Annotated in this window: 17 protein-coding genes and 1 pseudogene; 7 read left to right on the top strand and 11 right to left on the bottom strand. The window is 57.0% G+C overall.

The features are described from left to right. Nucleotides 1-28 precede the first annotated feature (28 nt). Together P0120_08230 and P0120_08235 are read right to left on the bottom strand one after the other, a co-directional pair. Nucleotides 29-1,203, bottom strand: a protein-coding gene (locus P0120_08230) for an IS3 family transposase (GenBank protein ID MDF0674316.1) whose coding sequence is annotated in 2 segments (ribosomal slippage) — nt 29-927 and nt 927-1,203 — 1,176 coding nt in all. Because the reading frame shifts where the segments join, the coding sequence is not laid out codon by codon here. 52 nt (nt 1,204-1,255) lie between these two features. Then, nucleotides 1,256-1,882 (bottom strand): transposase, encoded by a 627-nt coding sequence (locus tag P0120_08235; GenBank protein ID MDF0674317.1) that lies wholly within the window; start codon nt 1,880-1,882, stop codon nt 1,256-1,258. Here P0120_08235 and P0120_08240 point away from each other — a divergent pair. The 6 genes and pseudogenes from P0120_08240 (at nt 1,870) to P0120_08265 (ending at nt 10,975) form a co-directional block, all read left to right on the top strand. Continuing rightward, nucleotides 1,870-2,571 (top strand): carbonic anhydrase family protein, encoded by a 702-nt coding sequence (locus P0120_08240; protein ID MDF0674318.1) that lies wholly within the window; start codon nt 1,870-1,872, stop codon nt 2,569-2,571. The two genes, P0120_08235 and P0120_08240, sit on opposite strands and share 13 nt — an antisense overlap. A gap of 120 nt (nt 2,572-2,691) precedes the next feature. Then, nucleotides 2,692-3,865, top strand: a pseudogene (locus P0120_08245) (IS3 family transposase). A gap of 75 nt (nt 3,866-3,940) precedes the next feature. Further along, nucleotides 3,941-5,503, top strand: a complete 1,563-nt coding sequence (locus P0120_08250; protein MDF0674319.1) for a TolC family protein — start codon at nt 3,941-3,943, stop codon at nt 5,501-5,503. A gap of 74 nt (nt 5,504-5,577) precedes the next feature. Continuing rightward, a complete protein-coding gene (gene fdhD, locus P0120_08255; protein MDF0674320.1) occupies nt 5,578-6,570 on the top strand; it encodes a formate dehydrogenase accessory sulfurtransferase FdhD in 993 nt (330 codons plus the stop codon). Between the two features lie 356 nt (nt 6,571-6,926). Then, entirely contained in the window at nt 6,927-8,162 is a 1,236-nt protein-coding gene (locus tag P0120_08260) for a cytochrome c (protein MDF0674321.1), read from the top strand. 350 nt (nt 8,163-8,512) lie between these two features. After that, entirely contained in the window at nt 8,513-10,975 is a 2,463-nt protein-coding gene (locus P0120_08265; protein MDF0674322.1) for an FdhF/YdeP family oxidoreductase, read from the top strand. A gap of 202 nt (nt 10,976-11,177) precedes the next feature. Here P0120_08265 and P0120_08270 read toward each other — a convergent pair whose 3' ends face one another. From P0120_08270 to P0120_08300, 7 genes are all read right to left on the bottom strand, one after another. Further along, nucleotides 11,178-12,236 carry an NAD(P)-dependent alcohol dehydrogenase gene (locus P0120_08270; protein ID MDF0674323.1) on the bottom strand — a complete coding sequence of 353 codons (1,059 nt, stop codon included), beginning with the start codon at nt 12,234-12,236 and terminating at the stop codon, nt 11,178-11,180. 14 nt (nt 12,237-12,250) lie between these two features. Further along, complete coding sequence (locus P0120_08275) at nt 12,251-12,472, bottom strand: hypothetical protein (GenBank protein ID MDF0674324.1); 222 nt, start codon at nt 12,470-12,472, stop codon at nt 12,251-12,253. An 89-nt stretch (nt 12,473-12,561) separates the two neighbouring features. Further along, nucleotides 12,562-13,392, bottom strand: coding sequence for an alpha/beta hydrolase (locus P0120_08280; GenBank protein MDF0674325.1), 831 nt, complete (start codon nt 13,390-13,392; stop codon nt 12,562-12,564). A 48-nt stretch (nt 13,393-13,440) separates the two neighbouring features. Further along, entirely contained in the window at nt 13,441-13,800 is a 360-nt protein-coding gene (locus tag P0120_08285; protein MDF0674326.1) for a hypothetical protein, read from the bottom strand. Between the two features lie 9 nt (nt 13,801-13,809). Continuing rightward, on the bottom strand, nt 13,810-14,100 hold the full coding sequence (locus P0120_08290) for a hypothetical protein (GenBank protein ID MDF0674327.1): 291 nt from the start codon (nt 14,098-14,100) through the stop codon (nt 13,810-13,812). A 5-nt stretch (nt 14,101-14,105) separates the two neighbouring features. Further along, the gene (locus P0120_08295; protein MDF0674328.1) at nt 14,106-14,246 is read right to left on the bottom strand and encodes a hypothetical protein; all 141 of its coding nucleotides are present in this window, start codon (nt 14,244-14,246) and stop codon (nt 14,106-14,108) included. A gap of 35 nt (nt 14,247-14,281) precedes the next feature. Continuing rightward, a complete protein-coding gene (locus P0120_08300; protein MDF0674329.1) occupies nt 14,282-15,283 on the bottom strand; it encodes an alpha/beta hydrolase in 1,002 nt (333 codons plus the stop codon). Between the two features lie 279 nt (nt 15,284-15,562). On the opposite strand from P0120_08300, the gene P0120_08305 reads away from it, so the two are divergent. Next, on the top strand, nt 15,563-16,516 hold the full coding sequence (locus P0120_08305; GenBank protein MDF0674330.1) for an AraC family transcriptional regulator: 954 nt from the start codon (nt 15,563-15,565) through the stop codon (nt 16,514-16,516). A 100-nt stretch (nt 16,517-16,616) separates the two neighbouring features. On the opposite strand, the gene P0120_08310 is transcribed toward P0120_08305, so the two are convergent. Both P0120_08310 and P0120_08315 read right to left on the bottom strand, forming a co-directional pair. Continuing rightward, nucleotides 16,617-17,051: a CBS domain-containing protein gene (locus P0120_08310; protein MDF0674331.1), complete on the bottom strand. Its 435-nt coding sequence runs from the start codon at nt 17,049-17,051 to the stop codon at nt 16,617-16,619. A gap of 7 nt (nt 17,052-17,058) precedes the next feature. Further along, entirely contained in the window at nt 17,059-17,514 is a 456-nt protein-coding gene (locus P0120_08315) for a CBS domain-containing protein (GenBank protein ID MDF0674332.1), read from the bottom strand. Nucleotides 17,515-17,603: the final 89 nt, after the last annotated feature.

The following is a 17,603-nucleotide window of genomic DNA, read 5'->3' on the forward strand; positions in this document are numbered from 1 at the left end:
TCAATAGTGGACGCCATGAATTGCCGCCTCACGCCGCCAGCTGTTGACGAGCCCACTGCTGGGCAAACACCGCGGGCGAGCAATTTCCCAGCCTGGAATGCCGACGCTGACGGTTATAGAAGAGCTCGATGTACTCCGTGATCTCTCGCCGAGCCTGCTCCCGTGTTTCATACCGCCGGTGGTGCACCAGCTCATTCTTGAGCGTTCCCCAGAAACTCTCCATCGGCGCGTTATCATAGCAGTTGCCCTTCCGACTCATAGACGGGGTCAGGCCGAACTGCCGCAATTGCGCTTGATAGTCCTGGGCACAATATTGAGAGCCGCGATCAGAATGATGAATGAGCCCCGGGGCCGGGCGCTTGGTGTCGAGAGCGTTCCTGAGCGCCCCCTGCACCAAGTCCGTCGTCATCCGCGCCCCCATCGCATGCCCAACCACCTCACATGTATACAGATCTTTGATCCCCGCCAGATACAACCACCCTTCTGCGGTGGGGATATACGTGATGTCGGTGACCCAGGTCTCGTTCGGGCGCGTGGCGACAAACGTTTGGGCCAAGACATTCTCCGCCACCGGCAGCGAGTGCTTTGAATCCGTCGTGGTCGTGAACCAGCGCACCTGTTTGCAACGTAGTCTCAGTTTCTTGCGTAGCCGTTTGATGCGTCCGACCCCAGCGGGGAACCCATCCTCACGCAATTCCGCTTGGAGACGTTCCGGCCCATAGGTCTGCCGGGTGCGCACATGCGCGGCCTGGATCGCCACTTCTAGGCGCGCGTTCTCCTGAGCGCGCTTCGAGGGACGGCGCGTGCGCCAGGCATAGTACCCACTTCGGGACACCTCCAGCACCCGACACAACACACTCAGGGGATACTGGGGCCGCAGCGTCCTCATGAGCGCGTACCGGGCAGCTGCGCCTTGGCAAAGTACGCGGTGGCTTTTTTTAAGATGTCGCGCTCCATCCGCGCCTCGGCCAGGTCGCGCTTCAGCCGAGAGACCTCGGCCTCCAGCTCTGTCACGGGCCGTCGGCTCTCCCCCAGCGTCGCGAGCTGACCGCGCCGGGCTCGACACACCCAGTTCTCGAGCGTCTTGCCCGACATGGCCAGGCGTCTTGCTACCTCTGGAATCGTCAACTTCTGTTCCAGGACCAGCTGCACCGCTTGCTCACGGAACTCCTTCGTATACTGCTGTCGCGGAACTCGTTCCATCTCACACCTCCAGACCTCAGATCATAGGTTGAAGGCGTCCACTTTTTCGAGCCTAGCACACCAAGAGAATGGTGCCCGCCAAGATGGGGCCGATGCCGGGGACGGTCTGCAACAGCGCATAGCCGGGCTGGGTCCGCCCGGCTTCTCGGACTCGGTTCTCGATCGTACGCCCCTCGTGCTCCAGACACGCCAGGACCGCCAACAAACTCATGACTGCCTGCACCTGTTCGGGAAACGGCACGAGGGTCTGAATGTGTTCGGGGGTCAGTGCCCGGAGTCGCGGCAGAGAGAGGCGGCTCCCGGTGAGCCGCGTGAGCAGACTTTGCAGACTGAGCACCACCATGGTTTTGTGTCGGACGAGTTGACTGCGTTTGCGGAGCAGATCTCGGATGGCCCGTTCTGCCTTGGGATCAATATAGCCGGTGGGAAGGATGCCCAGGCGGAGCAGGTGGGCTAACCACTGCGCATCGTGCTGATCGTCAACGTGCTTGAGCCCACTACACTGTGGAAGCGCGGGCGCATGGGCCAAGTGCACGCGGTAGCCGGCGTCCATGAGGCCATCAACCAACCAGTACCAATTATAAGTGGATTCGACCGCCGCACCCTGGACCGTAGCTCGATACGGCTCCAGCGTCGCGAGGATCACCGGCAGGCGACTGGGACAAGATGGACAAGACACAACAGGACGCTCGCCTACAGAGTCATTGGGGCTATTGGGGGATCGAAGGGCCTAAACATTGGGCCATGTTGAGCCCGCAATATATGACGTGCGAAGCCGGCTCTGAGCAATCGCCCATCAATATCCACGCGCCTCACCATTCCAATACGCAAGAAACGCTGGCGTTCGATTACAAACCGACTCCTGTTCACGTCGCCAACAACGGTCATACCATCCAAGTGGACTATAAATCGTACAGCGTGCTGCATGTGAACGACCGGACTTACCGCCTTCGGCAGTTTCATTTTCATGACCCCAGTGAACACGAGATTGAGGGAGTCCGTTACCCGATGGAGCTTCATCTCGTGCACCAGGATCCTAGGGGGCATATCGTCGTGGTCAGTGTCTTTCTGGAGCTCGGTGCCGCAAATCCTTGGATCGCCAATATCTGGAACTGGATGCCTAAAACGACGACCAAGGTGTTCACACCGCTCTTCATAAACGTCGCAGAGATTCTCCCGTCAAATACTCACCATTATACGTACAAGGGTTCCTTAACCACACCGCCTTGTACCGAGGGAGTGCAGTGGATTCTGCTGGAAAAACCCGTTCAGATATCTGCCGATCAACAGAAGCGGTTGGCGGACATTGTCGGAGAGAATGCTCGACCGGTGCAATCCATCCATGGACGGGACGTGGAGGAGTATTAGCATGAATCCCCAGTCATCGGATGACGTGAATCAGGCTCGGATCACCCCTGTTCGGCATCATGTGCTAGGCTCGAAAAAGTGGACGCCTTCAACCTATGATCTGAGGTCTGGAGGTGTGAGATGGAACGAGTTCCGCGACAGCAGTATACGAAGGAGTTCCGTGAGCAAGCGGTGCAGCTGGTCCTGGAACAGAAGTTGACGATTCCAGAGGTAGCAAGACGCCTGGCCATGTCGGGCAAGACGCTCGAGAACTGGGTGTGTCGAGCCCGGCGCGGTCAGCTCGCGACGCTGGGGGAGAGCCGACGGCCCGTGACAGAGCTGGAGGCCGAGGTCTCTCGGCTGAAGCGCGACCTGGCCGAGGCGCGGATGGAGCGCGACATCTTAAAAAAAGCCACCGCGTACTTTGCCAAGGCGCAGCTGCCCGGTACGCGCTCATGAGGACGCTGCGGCCCCAGTATCCCCTGAGTGTGTTGTGTCGGGTGCTGGAGGTGTCCCGAAGTGGGTACTATGCCTGGCGCACGCGCCGTCCCTCGAAGCGCGCTCAGGAGAACGCGCGCCTAGAAGTGGCGATCCAGGCCGCGCATGTGCGCACCCGGCAGACCTATGGGCCGGAACGTCTCCAAGCGGAATTGCGTGAGGATGGGTTCCCCGCTGGGGTCGGACGCATCAAACGGCTACGCAAGAAACTGAGACTACGTTGCAAACAGGTGCGCTGGTTCACGACCACGACGGATTCAAAGCACTCGCTGCCGGTGGCGGAGAATGTCTTGGCCCAAACGTTTGTCGCCACGCGCCCGAACGAGACCTGGGTCACCGACATCACGTATATCCCCACCGCAGAAGGGTGGTTGTATCTGGCGGGGATCAAAGATCTGTATACATGTGAGGTGGTTGGGCATGCGAGGGGGCGCGGATGACGACGGACTTGGTGCAGGGGGCGCTCAGGAACGCTCTCGACACCAAGCGCCCGGCCCCGGGGCTCATTCATCATTCTGATCGCGGCTCTCAATATTGTGCCCAGGACTATCAAGCGCAATTGCGGCAGTTCGGCCTGACCCCGTCTATGAGTCGGAAGGGCAACTGCTATGATAACGCGCCGATGGAGAGTTTCTGGGGAACGCTCAAGAATGAGCTGGTGCACCACCGGCGGTATGAAACACGGGAGCAGGCTCGGCGAGAGATCACGGAGTACATCGAGTTCTTCTATAACCGTCAGCGTCGGCATTCCAGGCTGGGAAATTGCTCGCCCGCGGTGTTTGCCCAGCAGTGGGCTCGTCAACAGCTGGCGGCGTGAGGCGGCAACTCATGGCGTCCACTATTGACAACCCAGGTCATCACGACGCTTGATAACGGTTTCAGGGAGGACATCATGACGCTGTCCATGCCTGTTCGGCGCTCGACTCTGCACCCTTGTGTTGGCAGCCGGCCTATCGGCCGGCTGTCACGGGGCCTAATGACCATACCCCTTCTCTGCGGAATGTTTGCTTGTCAGTTCCCTCATCACGGGGTGGAAGGGGCGCGCATCAATGACAAAGCCAAAGCGCAGACTGTGACATTCGGCGGCGGCCCGCACAGGCAGTCACCTTCCGGACAGATTCTGCAGGCCCGCGAGGTCGATCCGCAGAAAGAAGCGGAGCTGCTGACCCCGCCGTTCACACTGGAGAAGTTGGGCAATCTGGCGCTTCGGTTCAATCCCACCCTCGCCCAAGCGGTCGGGCATGTGGAGGCGGAAGAAGCCAAGGTGTTGCAGGCCGGGCTCTACCCCAATCCGATCCTGGGTTTTTCAGGCGTGCAGTTCTTTCTTCCTTCCGGCGGCCCCATCTTCATCGGCGGCTACGCGCAACAAACGTTCATCTCCGGGGGCAAGCTGCGCCTGAGCCGCGAGAAGTTCTTGATGCGCGCCTCGTTGGCGGAAATCGAGGCACTCGAGCAGATGTTCAGGGTGACTAACAGCATGCGGATCAACTATTTCACCGTGCTCGGCGCGCAACGCATCTTGCAGATCCAGAAGGAGCGCCTTCAATGGGCGCAGGATCAGCTCGTCATGGCGCAGGGAAGGTTCAACAAAGGCGTTGTCGATGGCGCCGTTGTCCAGCACCTTCAGATCGTCCTGCAGGAACGGGAGTGGAAGGTCCTGGAAGCGGAAAACAGCCTGCGCATGCATTGGGAGAATCTCGTGACCAGCATCGGGAAGCTGCTCCCCCTAAGCCCGCTGGAAGACAACCTCGAAGCAGACCTGACGCCGCCGCTCGAATTCGACAAGGAACTGGAGCGGATGCTCGACGCAAGTCCCGAGCTGGCGCATGCGGAGCTCTTCGTGAAGTTCGATCACATCAAGGTCCAGCGGGAACAGGTCGAGCCGATCCCTAACCTCACGATCGTCGCGGGCGGCGGCGTGAACCACGAAGGGGCCCCCCGAGCGGGACCTGGGCCCTGGAATGTGGCTAATGTGGATGTGTCCATCAACCTGCCGATCTTCGACCGGAACCAGGGCACGATTCAGCAAGCCAAGGCGGCTCTCAAGAATGCACAGTACGAAATCACACGCATGCAATTGGATTTGCGGCGCCGGCTGGCTGATGCATTCGGGATGTATCTGACCTCGCTGCAGTACGTGCGGGCTCTGCAGAGCGCCATTCTCCCGCAGGCCGAAACACGCTACACCGCCCAGCTCAAAAGCTATCAAGAGAATCGGGCGAACTGGCGAGCGGTGCTGGAGGCGCAGGACGAGCTCTTCGCGCAAAGACAGAACCATGTCGTGCGTCTGGTGCAACTGCACATCCCCCGCGTGTTGATCAAGGGGTTTCTCTTGAGCGGTGGGCCGCCGCCCGTCGGCTTGCCCGGAGATCCCTTCCGGAACGCCAATGGCTTGACGCCGGCCCCGGCTCCCGACATCCCGGGCCATATCACCGCGACGCCGAAGCCGCGTTAAAAAATGAAATAGGTCAAACAGTCGACACCGACTCTCTGCGGTGCCATCGAAGATGTAGCCAAGGAGAACATGCCATGAGAATTCTCGATGACCCAAGCCACTGTCATCCTGATCCGTCCGCGGTACTCGAACAGCGAATGGTCGACATGCAGGTGGAACGGTGGAGCGGCTCCGATGTGTTGCACGACCAAGATCTGTTGGCGGTCGAAGAGGCGCTCGAGATTCGTCTTGTGTACGGTGCTACACACCGGCGCACACGTAAGACGATCTCCGTGACGATGCGGACTCCGGGCAACGATCTGGACTTGGCTGTCGGATTTCTCTTAGCCGAAGGCCTCATCCGTTGCCCCGAGGACGTTCAAACAATGCAGCACTGCGGCCCTCCCGCGGGATCGCTCCGGCTCAGGAACGTCGTGCTCGTCGAACTGCGGTCCGAGGCGAAGATTGACCCGACCGGTCTGGAACGACATTTCCTCTCTACGTCAAGCTGTGGTGTCTGCGGAAAGGCTTCGATCGAGGCCCTGCCGCCCTTGCGCCGAACCCGATTATCGGATGGTTTCGTCGTGGCTGCTTCCATCATCCACGACCTCCCCGACATGCTGCGTCACTCGCAGATGGTATTCGATTCTACCGGAGGCTTGCATGCAGCCGCGCTCTTTGACCGGTACGGACGGCTGCACGATGTGAAAGAAGATGTCGGGCGGCATAACGCTCTCGACAAACTGGTAGGCCGGCAGTTTCTCGATGGCATGGTCCCCTTGTATGACCGAGTGCTCCTCGTGAGCGGACGCGTGGGCTATGAACTGGTCCAAAAGGCGATCGCAGCCGGCATTCCGATCCTGGCCGCCGTCGGCGCTCCGTCGAGCCTCGCAGTAGATCTTGCGAAGGATGCCAATATGACGCTGGTCGGCTTCGTGCGGGATGGTCGCTTCAACATCTACAGCGCCTCTCAACGAATCTGTGACATCAACGAATCTGCAACAGGACTGGTGACAGCTGACAACCTTCTCACCTCAGGGGTGAACTCTGAGCGCAGAAAAATTCCCGATGTCCCAGAGGACCAATAGAAACGGCACACCATGGCGAACTATCAGCAAAAGACCGGGACTCGAATTCCTCAATGTCCGAGCATGGGAGGCGGTCCTTTGAGTTGTTCGTGTGAGATGTCTGCTGATCGCCAATCAGCGGTCCTGAAGAACTTCCGAACGAAATCAATGCGTAATGGGACTGATCAAGGTGGAAGAAGTAAATTGAAGTCATCATCACCCTGAAGTCGAATGATCCAGTCGTCGGCTATAACCAATGGCCAAAATGTAAGACATGACGGGTACTCTCTACCCCATGCTCAAGGTCTTGCAATCATACATTGGGACCTTGTCGGTATGGATACCCACCGTGGAACCGGAGAGGAGAACAAACAAACATGTCACTATCTGAATGGACAGGTCGTGCCGCGACAGTCGCCGCACTTGCCGTTGCTGCACTCGGATCATACGACAGTTTTTCCCAGGTGTTGCCGGCGGATTCGGTCAAGCGAGGCGAGTACCTCGAGCGTGCCGGCGATTGCATCTCCTGCCACACCGCAAAAGGCGGTCTACCCTTCGCCGGCGGCCGGCGCATCGACACGCCGTTCGGCTATATGCTTTCGTCCAATATCACGCCCGATCTGGAAACGGGCATCGGCAACTGGTCGGCCGACGACTTCTACCGGGCAATGCACGATGGCGTGAACAGGCAGGGACAAGACATGTACCCGGTCATGCCGTACGATTTCTACACGAAGGTGACACGCGAGGACGTCGACGCAATCTTTGCGTACCTGAAGACCGTCAAGCCAGCGCTGAACACCGTCGACACAAACCATCTGCATTTCCCGTTCAGCTTGCGGAAAACGATGGCCGTCTGGCGCGAGCTTTACTTTACTGAGGGCACATTTAAGCCGGTGCCGGAAAAGTCCGAGGCATGGAATCGAGGCGCCTACCTGGTCGAGGGGCTCGGCCACTGCAGCGACTGCCATTCGCCGAGGAATCTCTTGGGCGGCATTGAAAAGAGTAGGGATTTCTCCGGCGCCGTCGTCGACGGATGGTTCGCGCTGGACCTCAGTTCTGACATCGCGACCGGATTGGGCTCTTGGAGCGTCGACGACATCGCAACATACTTGAAAACCGGCGCATACAAGGGCAAAACCTCGGCGTTCGGGCCGATGGCTGAAGTCGTCCAGAACAGCACGAGCCGCATGTCCGACGCTGATCTCAAAGCGATGGCCGAGTACCTGAAGTCCATTCCTCCAGAGACAAGGCTGCGCACTGGACGACGGGTCCCGGACGCAACGCGGCAAAAGGGAGCCACACTGTATTCGGATAATTGCAGCTCCTGTCATCAATCGCTTGGGCGCGGCATGCCGGGCATCTTTCCGCCGCTTGCTGGTAACGGCGCCGTGGTCGCGTCCGATCCAGCGGATATCTTCAATGTCGTGCTGGGCGGCATACCGACGCAAAGCAAGTATATGCCGATGCCGCCGTTCGCAGGCCAGCTAACCGATCAGGACATCGCCGACATCACCAATTACATCCGGACGAGCTGGGGCAACGCTGCGCAGCCGAACGCCACCGCAGCAGCAGTGGCCAAAATACGCGCGACAATGCCGAAGGCGAAGTGATCCGGAGGGCCTTGTGGAGAATGCACATCGTGTGGTGAATGTGTGTTTGAGCAGAAGCGTGAGGAATAGGGCTCGTGATGAGTCGGACCGTTCGTTTGGTGAGCGTGTGGGCGGTTCGCCACCTGGCTGGCTTCAGAAGAGGATATATCGGTACCAGGAGCGTTGATGTGACCAGTAAATGGTCCGCCCGGCGCCCCCTCGAGCCTTGCGGTGGATCTCGCAAAGGATGCGAATATGACTCTGGTCGGGTTCGTACGGGACGGACGGTTCAACGTGTACAGTGCTGCTCAACGCATCTGTGATTAGCTGGATCGGTATTCACTTAGATTGTAAGTGAAAGAGGAGAACCCATGAGCACAGAACAGCGCCCGAACGCAGAGCAGACGAGCCGATATCGCGTTGATGTGCAACATACGCCCAGGACCAACCACCGGCAGCAGAGTCCTCATGATCGGCTGGAAATGCTCAAAACATGTAAGGCCAATGCCGATGGTGATCCTGTTTTACAGTCTGCACAACCCCCCGAAGAAATTGTTCAGGCCAAACGCGGGACAGCCTCCCATGCTGCCGCGGGAATACCGGCGGTTCTTAAAACGATGGAGTTTGGATGGCATCAGATGGGGGTCGTCCGTAGCCTCAGAACGTACCTCAACATAAATCAAAAGGATGGTTTCGACTGTCCGAGTTGCGCGTGGGCGAGCCCTGACGGGAAACGGCATCGCGCCGAGTTTTGTGAGAACGGGGCCAAGGCTGTGGCGTCGGAAGCGACGACCCGTCGGGTGACCCCTGAGTTCTTCCGACGTTGGTCCGTTGAACAACTTGCTGCACAATCGGACTATTGGCTGAATCAACAAGGTCGCCTGACCCATCCCATGGTTCTGAGTCGGGGCCGGCGTCATTATGAACCGATCGAATGGACAGATGCGTTTTCGCTCATTGCCCAGGAGTTGAACCGGCTTGGCTCTCCGGATGAAGCCTCCTTTTATACCTCCGGCAAAATCACCAATGAGCCGGCGTTCCTCTACCAATTGTTCGCCCGCCAGTTCGGCACAAATAATCTGCCTGATTGCTCGAACATGTGTCAGGAAGGGTCCGGTACTGCCTTGTCCGAAACGATTGGCGTCGGCAAAGGGACAGTCACACTGAAGGACTTCGAGCTCGCGGATACGATCCTCCTGATCGGCATGAATCCCGGCACCAATCACCCCCGCATGATGACTTCACTCTGGCATGCCAAGCGGAAGGGAGCAAAGATGATCGCAATTAATCCGCTCCCGGAAATAGGAGTGTTGCGCTTCAAGAATCCGAACCCACAGGAGTACCCCAACCCGCTGGCGATGGTTCCCGCCCTTCTTGGCGAAGGTGTGGTCCTTTCGGACCTTTTGCTGCAGGTGCGTATCAACGGTGACATGGCGGTGCTTAAGGGCATCATGAAACAGATGCTGGAGGAAGAGGATCAGCATCCAGGGCAAGTCTTCGATCGAGAATTCATCAATACCTATACGGCCGGATTTGATGCTGTCGTGGCCGAACTCAGACGCATTAGTTGGAATGAAATCATGGAGGGAAGCGGCGTTCCTCTCGAGCAGATCCGTGCGGCTGGGAAAATTGTGGCCGGATCCAAGCGCATGATTTGTTGCTGGAGTATGGGGCTCTCGCAGCACAGAAACGGCGTGGATACTATCGAGGAGGCCGTCAACCTGTTGCTGCTCGGTGGCCATATCGGAAAACCCGGCGCTGGTGTGTGCTGCATGCGTGGGCATTCGAATGTGCAGGGTGACCGAACGGTAGGTATTTGGGAACGCCCACCTGAAGAGTTCTTAGAGGCCTTAGAGCGTGAATTCAACTTTAAACCACCGCGGAAGCATGGCTACGACGCGGTGGATACGATCAAGGCAATGCATGAGTGCGAGGTGAAAGTATTCTTTGGACTCGGTGGCAACTTTCTGTCCGCCGCACCTGATACGGCATACACTGCCGAAGCTATGCGTCGATGCCGACTGACGGCCCAGGTATCGACGACACTGCACCGTGGGCATCTTGTCACCGGCGAGCAATCATTGATCCTGCCGTGTCTCGGTCGGACGGACCGAGATATGAGACCCACGGGGGATCAATTTGTGACGGTTGAGGATCAGATGGGAGTCGTCAGCCCCTCGCGCGGTGTGCTCAAACCCGCCTCCCCACATCTGCTCAGTGAGACGGCTATCATTGCACGGATGGCCGAGGCCACCTTGGGTCAGCGCAGCACGGTGGATTGGGCAGCCCTCGAGGCCGACTACGATCGTATTCGTGACCATATCTCCCGAGTCATTCCCGGCTTCGAACGGTTCAACGAGCGCATCCGTAAGGATATCTTTTATTTGCCGAACTCGGCACGAGATCGCAAGTTCATTACCAAAACAGGAAAGGCCAATTTCACCGTCCACACCATTTCCCAGTGGGACCTCGCGCCAGGAGAGTTACTCATGATGACGATCCGCAGTCACGATCAATACAACACGACGATCTATGGGTTGGATGATCGGTATCGCGGGATCTATGGCGGTCGTCGAGTCATCCTCCTCAACCAGGAAGATATGGATGACAGAGGGTTGAAGGCGGGGCAGTTGGTGGACATCACAAGTCATTTCGAAGCCGAGGAACGCGTGGTACGCCGATTTCAAGTTGTGCCGTACAACATTCCCAGGCGGTGTGCGGCCGCCTATTATCCGGAAACCAACGTCCTAATATCAGTCCGGAGTGTTGACGGCCGGAGCGATCAACCTGCGTTTAAGTCGGTTCGAATTACTCTAGCGCGGTCAAAGAGGTGAATCTTTGAAGGCTGATCTGTTGGGCAGGAGTATTCTCGTCGGCACCTGCTTCTTGGTACCAGCTTCCCCCTCGGCTGCGCCACTACTGTGCACCTCACGTGGACTGATTTGCTGAGTTATGCGAGTCCAAGGGCCGAACCTTTTAGGTTGCCCTTCCCAAGTTACGTTTTTGCATTGTTTGTCCTTTGAGATGTCACCTGGGTCATTTAGATTTGAGAGAAGCCATATCGATGGAGAAGCGGTACTTCACATCGGACTTGAGCAGTCTGTCGTAGGCTTCGTTGACCTTCTGAATGGGGATGAGTTCGACATCGGCAGTGATGTTGTGTGTGCCGCAAAAGTCGAGCATCTCCTGGGTCTCAGGAATACCGCCGATGGGTGAGCCGGAAAGGCTGCGGCGTCCGAACAGAAGACCGAAGGCGGCCACGCGGAGGGGCATCTCAGGCGCGCCGACGAGGGTGATATTGCCGTCGCGGCGCAGCAGGTCGATATAGACATTGATGTCGTGATCGGCGGAGACGGCGTCGAGGATAAAGTCGAAGCTGTCTCTGTGCTTCTTCATTTCGTCGGCATTGCGGGAGATGACGACTTCGTCGGCGCCAAGGCGGAGCGCGTCTTCCTTTTTATTGGGTGAGGTCGTAAAGACCACGACGTGAGCGCCGAGTGCATGAGCAAACCTCACCCCCATATGGCCTAGTCCGCCGAGACCCACCACGCCTACTTTCTTGCCTTTGGTGACGCCCCAGTGACGCATGGGAGAATATGTTGTGATCCCGGCACAGAGCAGCGGTGCGGCTCCTGCCAGGTTGAGGTTGGGAGGAACTCGCAAAACGAAGCGTTCATCGACCACGATGCTCTCAGAGTAGCCGCCATAGGTGACGCCGCCGAGGTGCTTGTCAGGGGAATTATAGGTCAGAGTCAGATTCCGACAGAACTGCTCAAGGCCGGCCCGGCACTCGGAGCAGGTGCGATCGGAATCGACCATGCAGCCGACCGCTGCGAGATCGCCGGTCTTGAACTTAGTGACTGAGGAGCCGACCCTGGTGACACGGCCGACGATCTCATGGCCTGGGACGCAGGGATAGACAGTCGGCATGACGTTCTTCCACTCATTGCGGACTTGGTGGAGATCGGAGTGGCAGATCCCGCAGAATAATATCTCAATCTGCACGTCGTGTTCGGTTGGATCTCGACGAGCGACCGTCGAGGAAGTAAGCGACGATGTCGCACCGGCAGCGGAGTAAGCTTTTGCGTTGTACATCGATGTATCCTCCTCTATGCAAAAGATGTCAGTATGATGATATTAACATTGTTACACGGTCTGGCCGCCATCGACGACCATGGCGTCGGGTGCCGCCCGAGAATGATGATCTGCTCTGCGCCGAGTCGCTTCGCAGCAATGACGCCACACAAACCGACCGTGCCATCACCGACCACAGCTGCTTTCTTGCCACGATTGACCTTCGCAGTCACAGCGGCGTGATGGTCAGTTCCCATGGCAAAAGGCGTCAGGAGGGACGGAACCAGTGCATGATCTTCGCGAGCCCCGTCGGTTCAATCATCCTTTCATTTGGCAACGTGCCCGTTCACCTCTTGATGAAGGCAAGGAGATCCGCGTTGATGACATCGGCATGCGTGGTACACATACCGTGCGGGAATTTCTCGTAGACCTTCAAGATGCCCTTCTTGAGAAGCCTCGCCGAAAGTTGCGCGGAATCGGCGATCAGCACAATCTGATCGTCGTCGCCATGCATGATGAGCGTCGGCACGTCGATGAGTTTTAGGTCCTCGGTGAAGTCGGTCTCCGAAAACGCCTTGATGCCGTCATAATGTGCTTTAGCACCGCCCATCATACCCTGGCGCCACCAGTTCTCGATCACGCCCTCAGACACCTTCGTGCCCGGTCTGTTGTACCCATAGAAGGGGCCGCTCGCGAAATCGCGATAGAACTGCGCGCGGTTGGCGGCGAGCTTTCGCCGGAGGTCGTCAAAGACCTCAATCGGCAAACCACCCGGATTGGCGGTCGTCTTAACCATGATCGGCGGCACAGCGCCGATGAGCACCAGCTTTGCGACACAGCCCTTGCCGTGGTGGGCGACATAGTGCGTCGCTTCGCCGCCACCGGTCGAATGGCCAATATGGATAGCGCCTGGTAGACCGAGATGCGTGACGACCGCGGCGGCGTCCGCGGCATAGTGGTCCATGTCGTGACCATCGGTGACCCGGCTTGATCGGCCATGGCCGCGCCGGTCATGCGCAATGACGCGATACCCTTTCTCCACGAAGTAAAGCATCTGCACATCCCAGTCGTCGGCGCTGAGCGGCCAGCCGTGACGGAAAACGATGGGCTGCGCGTTCTTGGGGCCCCAGTCCTTGTAGAAGATCTCGACGCCGTCTTTGGTGGTGACCATACTCATGGATTACCTCCTCTCCGTCTGGTTGGAACTCATTGAGATGGGACGGTCTCAAGCCGAGGCTCCGCATCCTCGATGAACCACCTGCGAATCGATAGCACCGACCACCTTACTCGGGCTGATCTGCTGAATCATGCGACCACGGCGGACGAATCGATACTCGAATGACCTGGCGCCTCGTTCCATGACCTTGGCCTTGAAGGTTTCGATGTACTCGGACTTGAACTGACTGTTGAACGTATTGAACAGTACGACGCGCTTTCCATCGAAGCGGTTGTGCTCAATGAAATCCCAGATCGGCGGCGCCGGGCTGTACAACCAGATGGGAGTCCCTAGGTAGACCGTGGTGAATTCGCTCAGATCGATCGTGCGTGCTGCGATATCGGCTTCGTGCTTACGCGCATCCAACATCGCACGCAACTATCCCTGCAGGCCCAGACGATAGGCCGGAGCCTGAATCTCGAACAGTTGCGCGTCCAACCGCCTCGCAACATGCCGTGCTGCGAGGGCAGTGTTGCCGGAGCGGGAGAAATACACGACCGCAGTCCGACTCTTCTGCTCAGCCATCGGCGACACGTACGGCGCTAGCGCTTGGAGATCGCCGGCTTGGCGGCGTTCGATCCACGTAACAGTCACGACAACGAGCGCCGCCAGCACCAGGAGCAGGCCAAGCAAGTACGACAGCCATTTGAGCACCCAGAGAGTCGTCATGCGCACTACAGCTTCGACTTGAAGAACGGCGCCAGCTGGCCGATCGCCTCGTTGATGTACTTCTCGCCGTCGTACATCGACATGTGGTTTGCACCTTCGACGACATGAAATTTTTTCGTCTCAGGAGAACGCCGGTTTGGTGCCATCCGTATTCGACTCGATCAAGGGGCTAAAACCACAGTTAGACACCTTTGCGAACAGCGGCGGCTTTCTGTTTCATATATTTGTCAAAAAAGGGAATGATCTTTTCGGGATATCGTCCAAAATAGTTGTAGCCATCTTTAAACCTTCTCGTTGTTCCCTCAATCCACAGCAATTCTTTCTCTTTGCTCCCTAACAGATCAAATGTTTTTTGCGCGTCATCCGGATTTTTGGTCCAAGCATCGTCTTTGACCTGGACCATCAGGACCGGCATTGTTACTCCGTGAGCGGACAAGTGCGGCGTCATTTCATCCATTAAGAACGCACCGGCTTTCAGTAATTCGAAATCCAACAGCTCCAAATATTGGGATACGCCTTGCAGCTCGGAGAATGCCTGGTAAATGGCCCTCATGGACACCACCATCGGACTGCACATACATGACACGTTCTCGAACAGATCCGGACGCCGGTTGATCGCTTCGTACTGGGAATTTCCACCCATACACTGGCTGTATAACCCGACCTTCATGTTCCTCAATCGTGGATGATGATCGACATATTGCTTGACGCCGACGCAGTCGCGCCATTCGATCTGCCCAATGCCGCTGACGCCGTTGTTTGAGGCGCCGCTTCTCCCATGATTTCTGATGTCGTAGGCCAGGACGTTGTATCCGGCGTCGGTTAAATGCTTCATTTGGATGACGAAATCAATTTCTACCGCGTCGTAATTACTCCAGGGCTCCCCAAAGTGCCCTTGAAATCCGGCACGGCACATGGGAAGCGCATGGTTAAAGATCACCAATTTATCACTTTCGCCGCCTTTTGCCGGTATATACCAACCTTCCAATGGCACACCGTCATCAGCAGGAAAGTAAATATCGCTCCATCCCGTCATCCCATAATCGTCCGGGTTTTTATGGAGCACGCTTCTAAACGGCCGCACGACATTGACCATGCCTTTTATCTTTGCGTAATCTTTTTCGGAAATCGTCTTGAGTTGTTCCAAGGCCTTTTCCATTCTCTCTTTGGATATTCTGCCCATGATTTCACCTCCACGCGATGTTTAGTTTTGAGAATACTGAATGGTCTCACGTATTGAGGGCCCGACAACTTCGTAGATTCTCTTCACATCATTTGCACGGAGCACCATCCTGTACCCATGAGCCGACCGGCAGGTAGAATGATCCTGCCTATTTCTTGCCTAATCCTCCGAGGTTCATGAACGCATCACTTGTACTGACATGTGGGGTCTTGTAACATTCTAAAGGTGAATCAAATTCCAAAACCGGATCGTCTCAAGCAGGAGTCTTCGAGTGCTAAGGTGCTACAGGCCCTTCACGCTTTGAGGAAGGGTATTGCCCGATGGACTGATAAGGGAGACCTCCTCACAACCGCCATTTCTGGCTTGTCACTTTTTCGGCGGGACACACCCACTCCACCGATGAGCTACATGTACGAGCGAAGCGTCTGCCTGATCGCGCATGGGGTCAAACAGGTACTGCTAGGAGGTGACGTGTATGTGTATGACGCTCACCATTTTTTGATCACGTCTGTGGATCTACCCGTCATTTGCCGGGTTATAAAAGCAAGCCGGGAGCAGCCTTACCTGAGTCTCCTCTTGAAACTTGATCGACATGAGATCTCACAGTTGATCGCGGACAGCCATCTTCCTCCACCGCCTGTGCAGCAAGCGGGACGCGGAATGGCGATCGGTCCGGTCACATTGCCGCTACTCACTGCCTTTCAACGGTTGATCGACCTGCTTGGCGAGCCGCAAGATATACCGATTCTGGCGCCGATCGTTCAGCGGGAAATCATGTACCGGTTACTTGTAGGCAAGCAAGGTACTCATCTTCGTCAGATGGCGTCGGCAGGAAGCCAGAGTCAACAAATCGCGCAGGCCATCTGCTGGTTGAAGAGTAATTTCACCAGGTCGTTCCGCATCGAGGAACTCGCCGGTCACGTCAATATGAGCCCCTCCACCTTTCACCATCATTTCCGAACGCTGACGGCGATGAGTCCGCTGCAGTATCAAAAATGGCTGCGATTGAACGAAGCGAGGCGATTGATGCTCACTGAGCGCCTTGACGCGACCACCACGGCCTTTCAGGTTGGCTATGAGAGTCCTTCCCAATTCAGCCGAGAGTACAGCCGCTCGTTCGGGGCACCTCCAATGCGTGATATTACAAACTTACGAATGCGCGCGACTAATGTTATCCGCAAAGAGATCAGGCATTCGCCATCGGACGAGTGGGATTCATCGACCCTGATCTAATGACACAATGGATCACCGCCAACCAGGCATGAACAGACTTAGGTTAAGCGGCGCCTCACGCTTGGCTCAATCCTGACCTGGACCTCAACCTTTTTGGGAATCACGACCAATGCTGCGACGCTTTCATATAGCCGTACAACAGATCACGCCGGGCAAGAATTCCGACCAGCTTGTTGTTCCGGACCACCGGTACGCGAGTCAAATAGCGATCCTGGAACAGGTCGGCCACCTGGGCTAGTGTTTGATCTTCTGTCACGGTCACGGGATGGGTCGACATAATTTCCGTGGCGAGGACTTTTCGAAGGTCACGCCCATCGAGCATGACCTGCAATAGGTCGTATTCCGTGACGATCCCGACTAACGTGCCGTCCTCTTCCACGACCGGAAGACTCCCGAAGTTCCGATGGGTCATCATGTGCGCAATCGTCGAGGCATCGGTGCGTGACGTGCATCTGGTGACTGCGTCCTGCATCAACTGTTCCACGATCAAGGCCTTGGGGTCGCTGGCTTTCATGAAAAAATCGGTTTGTCTCATAGGTTCCTCATTGTTCTTGTTTTCCTCCGGTGGCAAGGTAGGTTCGCAAGACATCGCGTCTCGCGATGAGACCGATCAGTTTATCCTTGTCATCCACGACGGGAACACGAACGAGATCGCTTGCGCGCAGCACATGGACCAACGTACCGAGCGTCGTTTCAGCCCTTACTGAATAAGGGTTAGAAGTCATGATGTCCTTCGCCGCAACGGCACCGAGCCGATGACGGTCGTCGATGGCTGCAAGCAAATCATGTTCGCTGACAATACCGGCCAACTTCTTTCCATTCTCCACGACCGGCACGGCCCCGAACCCCTCGATCATCAACGAAGCAATCACGTCTCCCTTCGTCCTCAGGCGGGCGCATTGCACTTCTTTTTCCATCACCTGGCCGACCGTCATGGAATCGAAGTCTTTGACCTTGACCGCCTTGGTCCTCTTTTTGGCTCTCTTTGTTTTCATCATTCCTCCCTACCGATTGGTCCACCCTCACCGTCCATGCGTCATGCGTCGCCCCTCAGAAGGGCGGATGCCACATCGCCATTCCAGCGAAG

The sequence above is a fragment of the Nitrospira sp. genome (assembly GCA_029194675.1).
Classification (GTDB): Bacteria; Nitrospirota; Nitrospiria; order Nitrospirales; family Nitrospiraceae; genus Nitrospira_D.

Bases quoted from the DNA above. Each gene is read 5' to 3' on its own strand.
- P0120_08310 (MDF0674331.1), bottom strand. From the start codon at position 17,051: ATGAGACAAACCGATTTTTTCATGAAAGCCAGCGACCCCAAGGCCTTG.
- P0120_08290 (MDF0674327.1), bottom strand. From the start codon at position 14,100: ATGACGACTCTCTGGGTGCTCAAATGGCTGTCGTACTTGCTTGGCCTG.
- P0120_08275 (MDF0674324.1), bottom strand. From the start codon at position 12,472: ATGGGAACTGACCATCACGCCGCTGTGACTGCGAAGGTCAATCGTGGC.
- P0120_08285 (MDF0674326.1), bottom strand. From the start codon at position 13,800: ATGTTGGATGCGCGTAAGCACGAAGCCGATATCGCAGCACGCACGATC.
- fdhD (MDF0674320.1), top strand. From the start codon at position 5,578: ATGAGAATTCTCGATGACCCAAGCCACTGTCATCCTGATCCGTCCGCG.
- P0120_08265 (MDF0674322.1), top strand. From the start codon at position 8,513: ATGAGCACAGAACAGCGCCCGAACGCAGAGCAGACGAGCCGATATCGC.
- P0120_08250 (MDF0674319.1), top strand. From the start codon at position 3,941: ATGACGCTGTCCATGCCTGTTCGGCGCTCGACTCTGCACCCTTGTGTT.
- P0120_08300 (MDF0674329.1), bottom strand. From the start codon at position 15,283: ATGGGCAGAATATCCAAAGAGAGAATGGAAAAGGCCTTGGAACAACTC.
- P0120_08315 (MDF0674332.1), bottom strand. From the start codon at position 17,514: ATGATGAAAACAAAGAGAGCCAAAAAGAGGACCAAGGCGGTCAAGGTC.
- P0120_08270 (MDF0674323.1), bottom strand. From the start codon at position 12,236: ATGTACAACGCAAAAGCTTACTCCGCTGCCGGTGCGACATCGTCGCTT.
- P0120_08260 (MDF0674321.1), top strand. From the start codon at position 6,927: ATGTCACTATCTGAATGGACAGGTCGTGCCGCGACAGTCGCCGCACTT.
- P0120_08240 (MDF0674318.1), top strand. From the start codon at position 1,870: ATGGACAAGACACAACAGGACGCTCGCCTACAGAGTCATTGGGGCTAT.
- P0120_08295 (MDF0674328.1), bottom strand. From the start codon at position 14,246: ATGGCACCAAACCGGCGTTCTCCTGAGACGAAAAAATTTCATGTCGTC.
- P0120_08280 (MDF0674325.1), bottom strand. From the start codon at position 13,392: ATGAGTATGGTCACCACCAAAGACGGCGTCGAGATCTTCTACAAGGAC.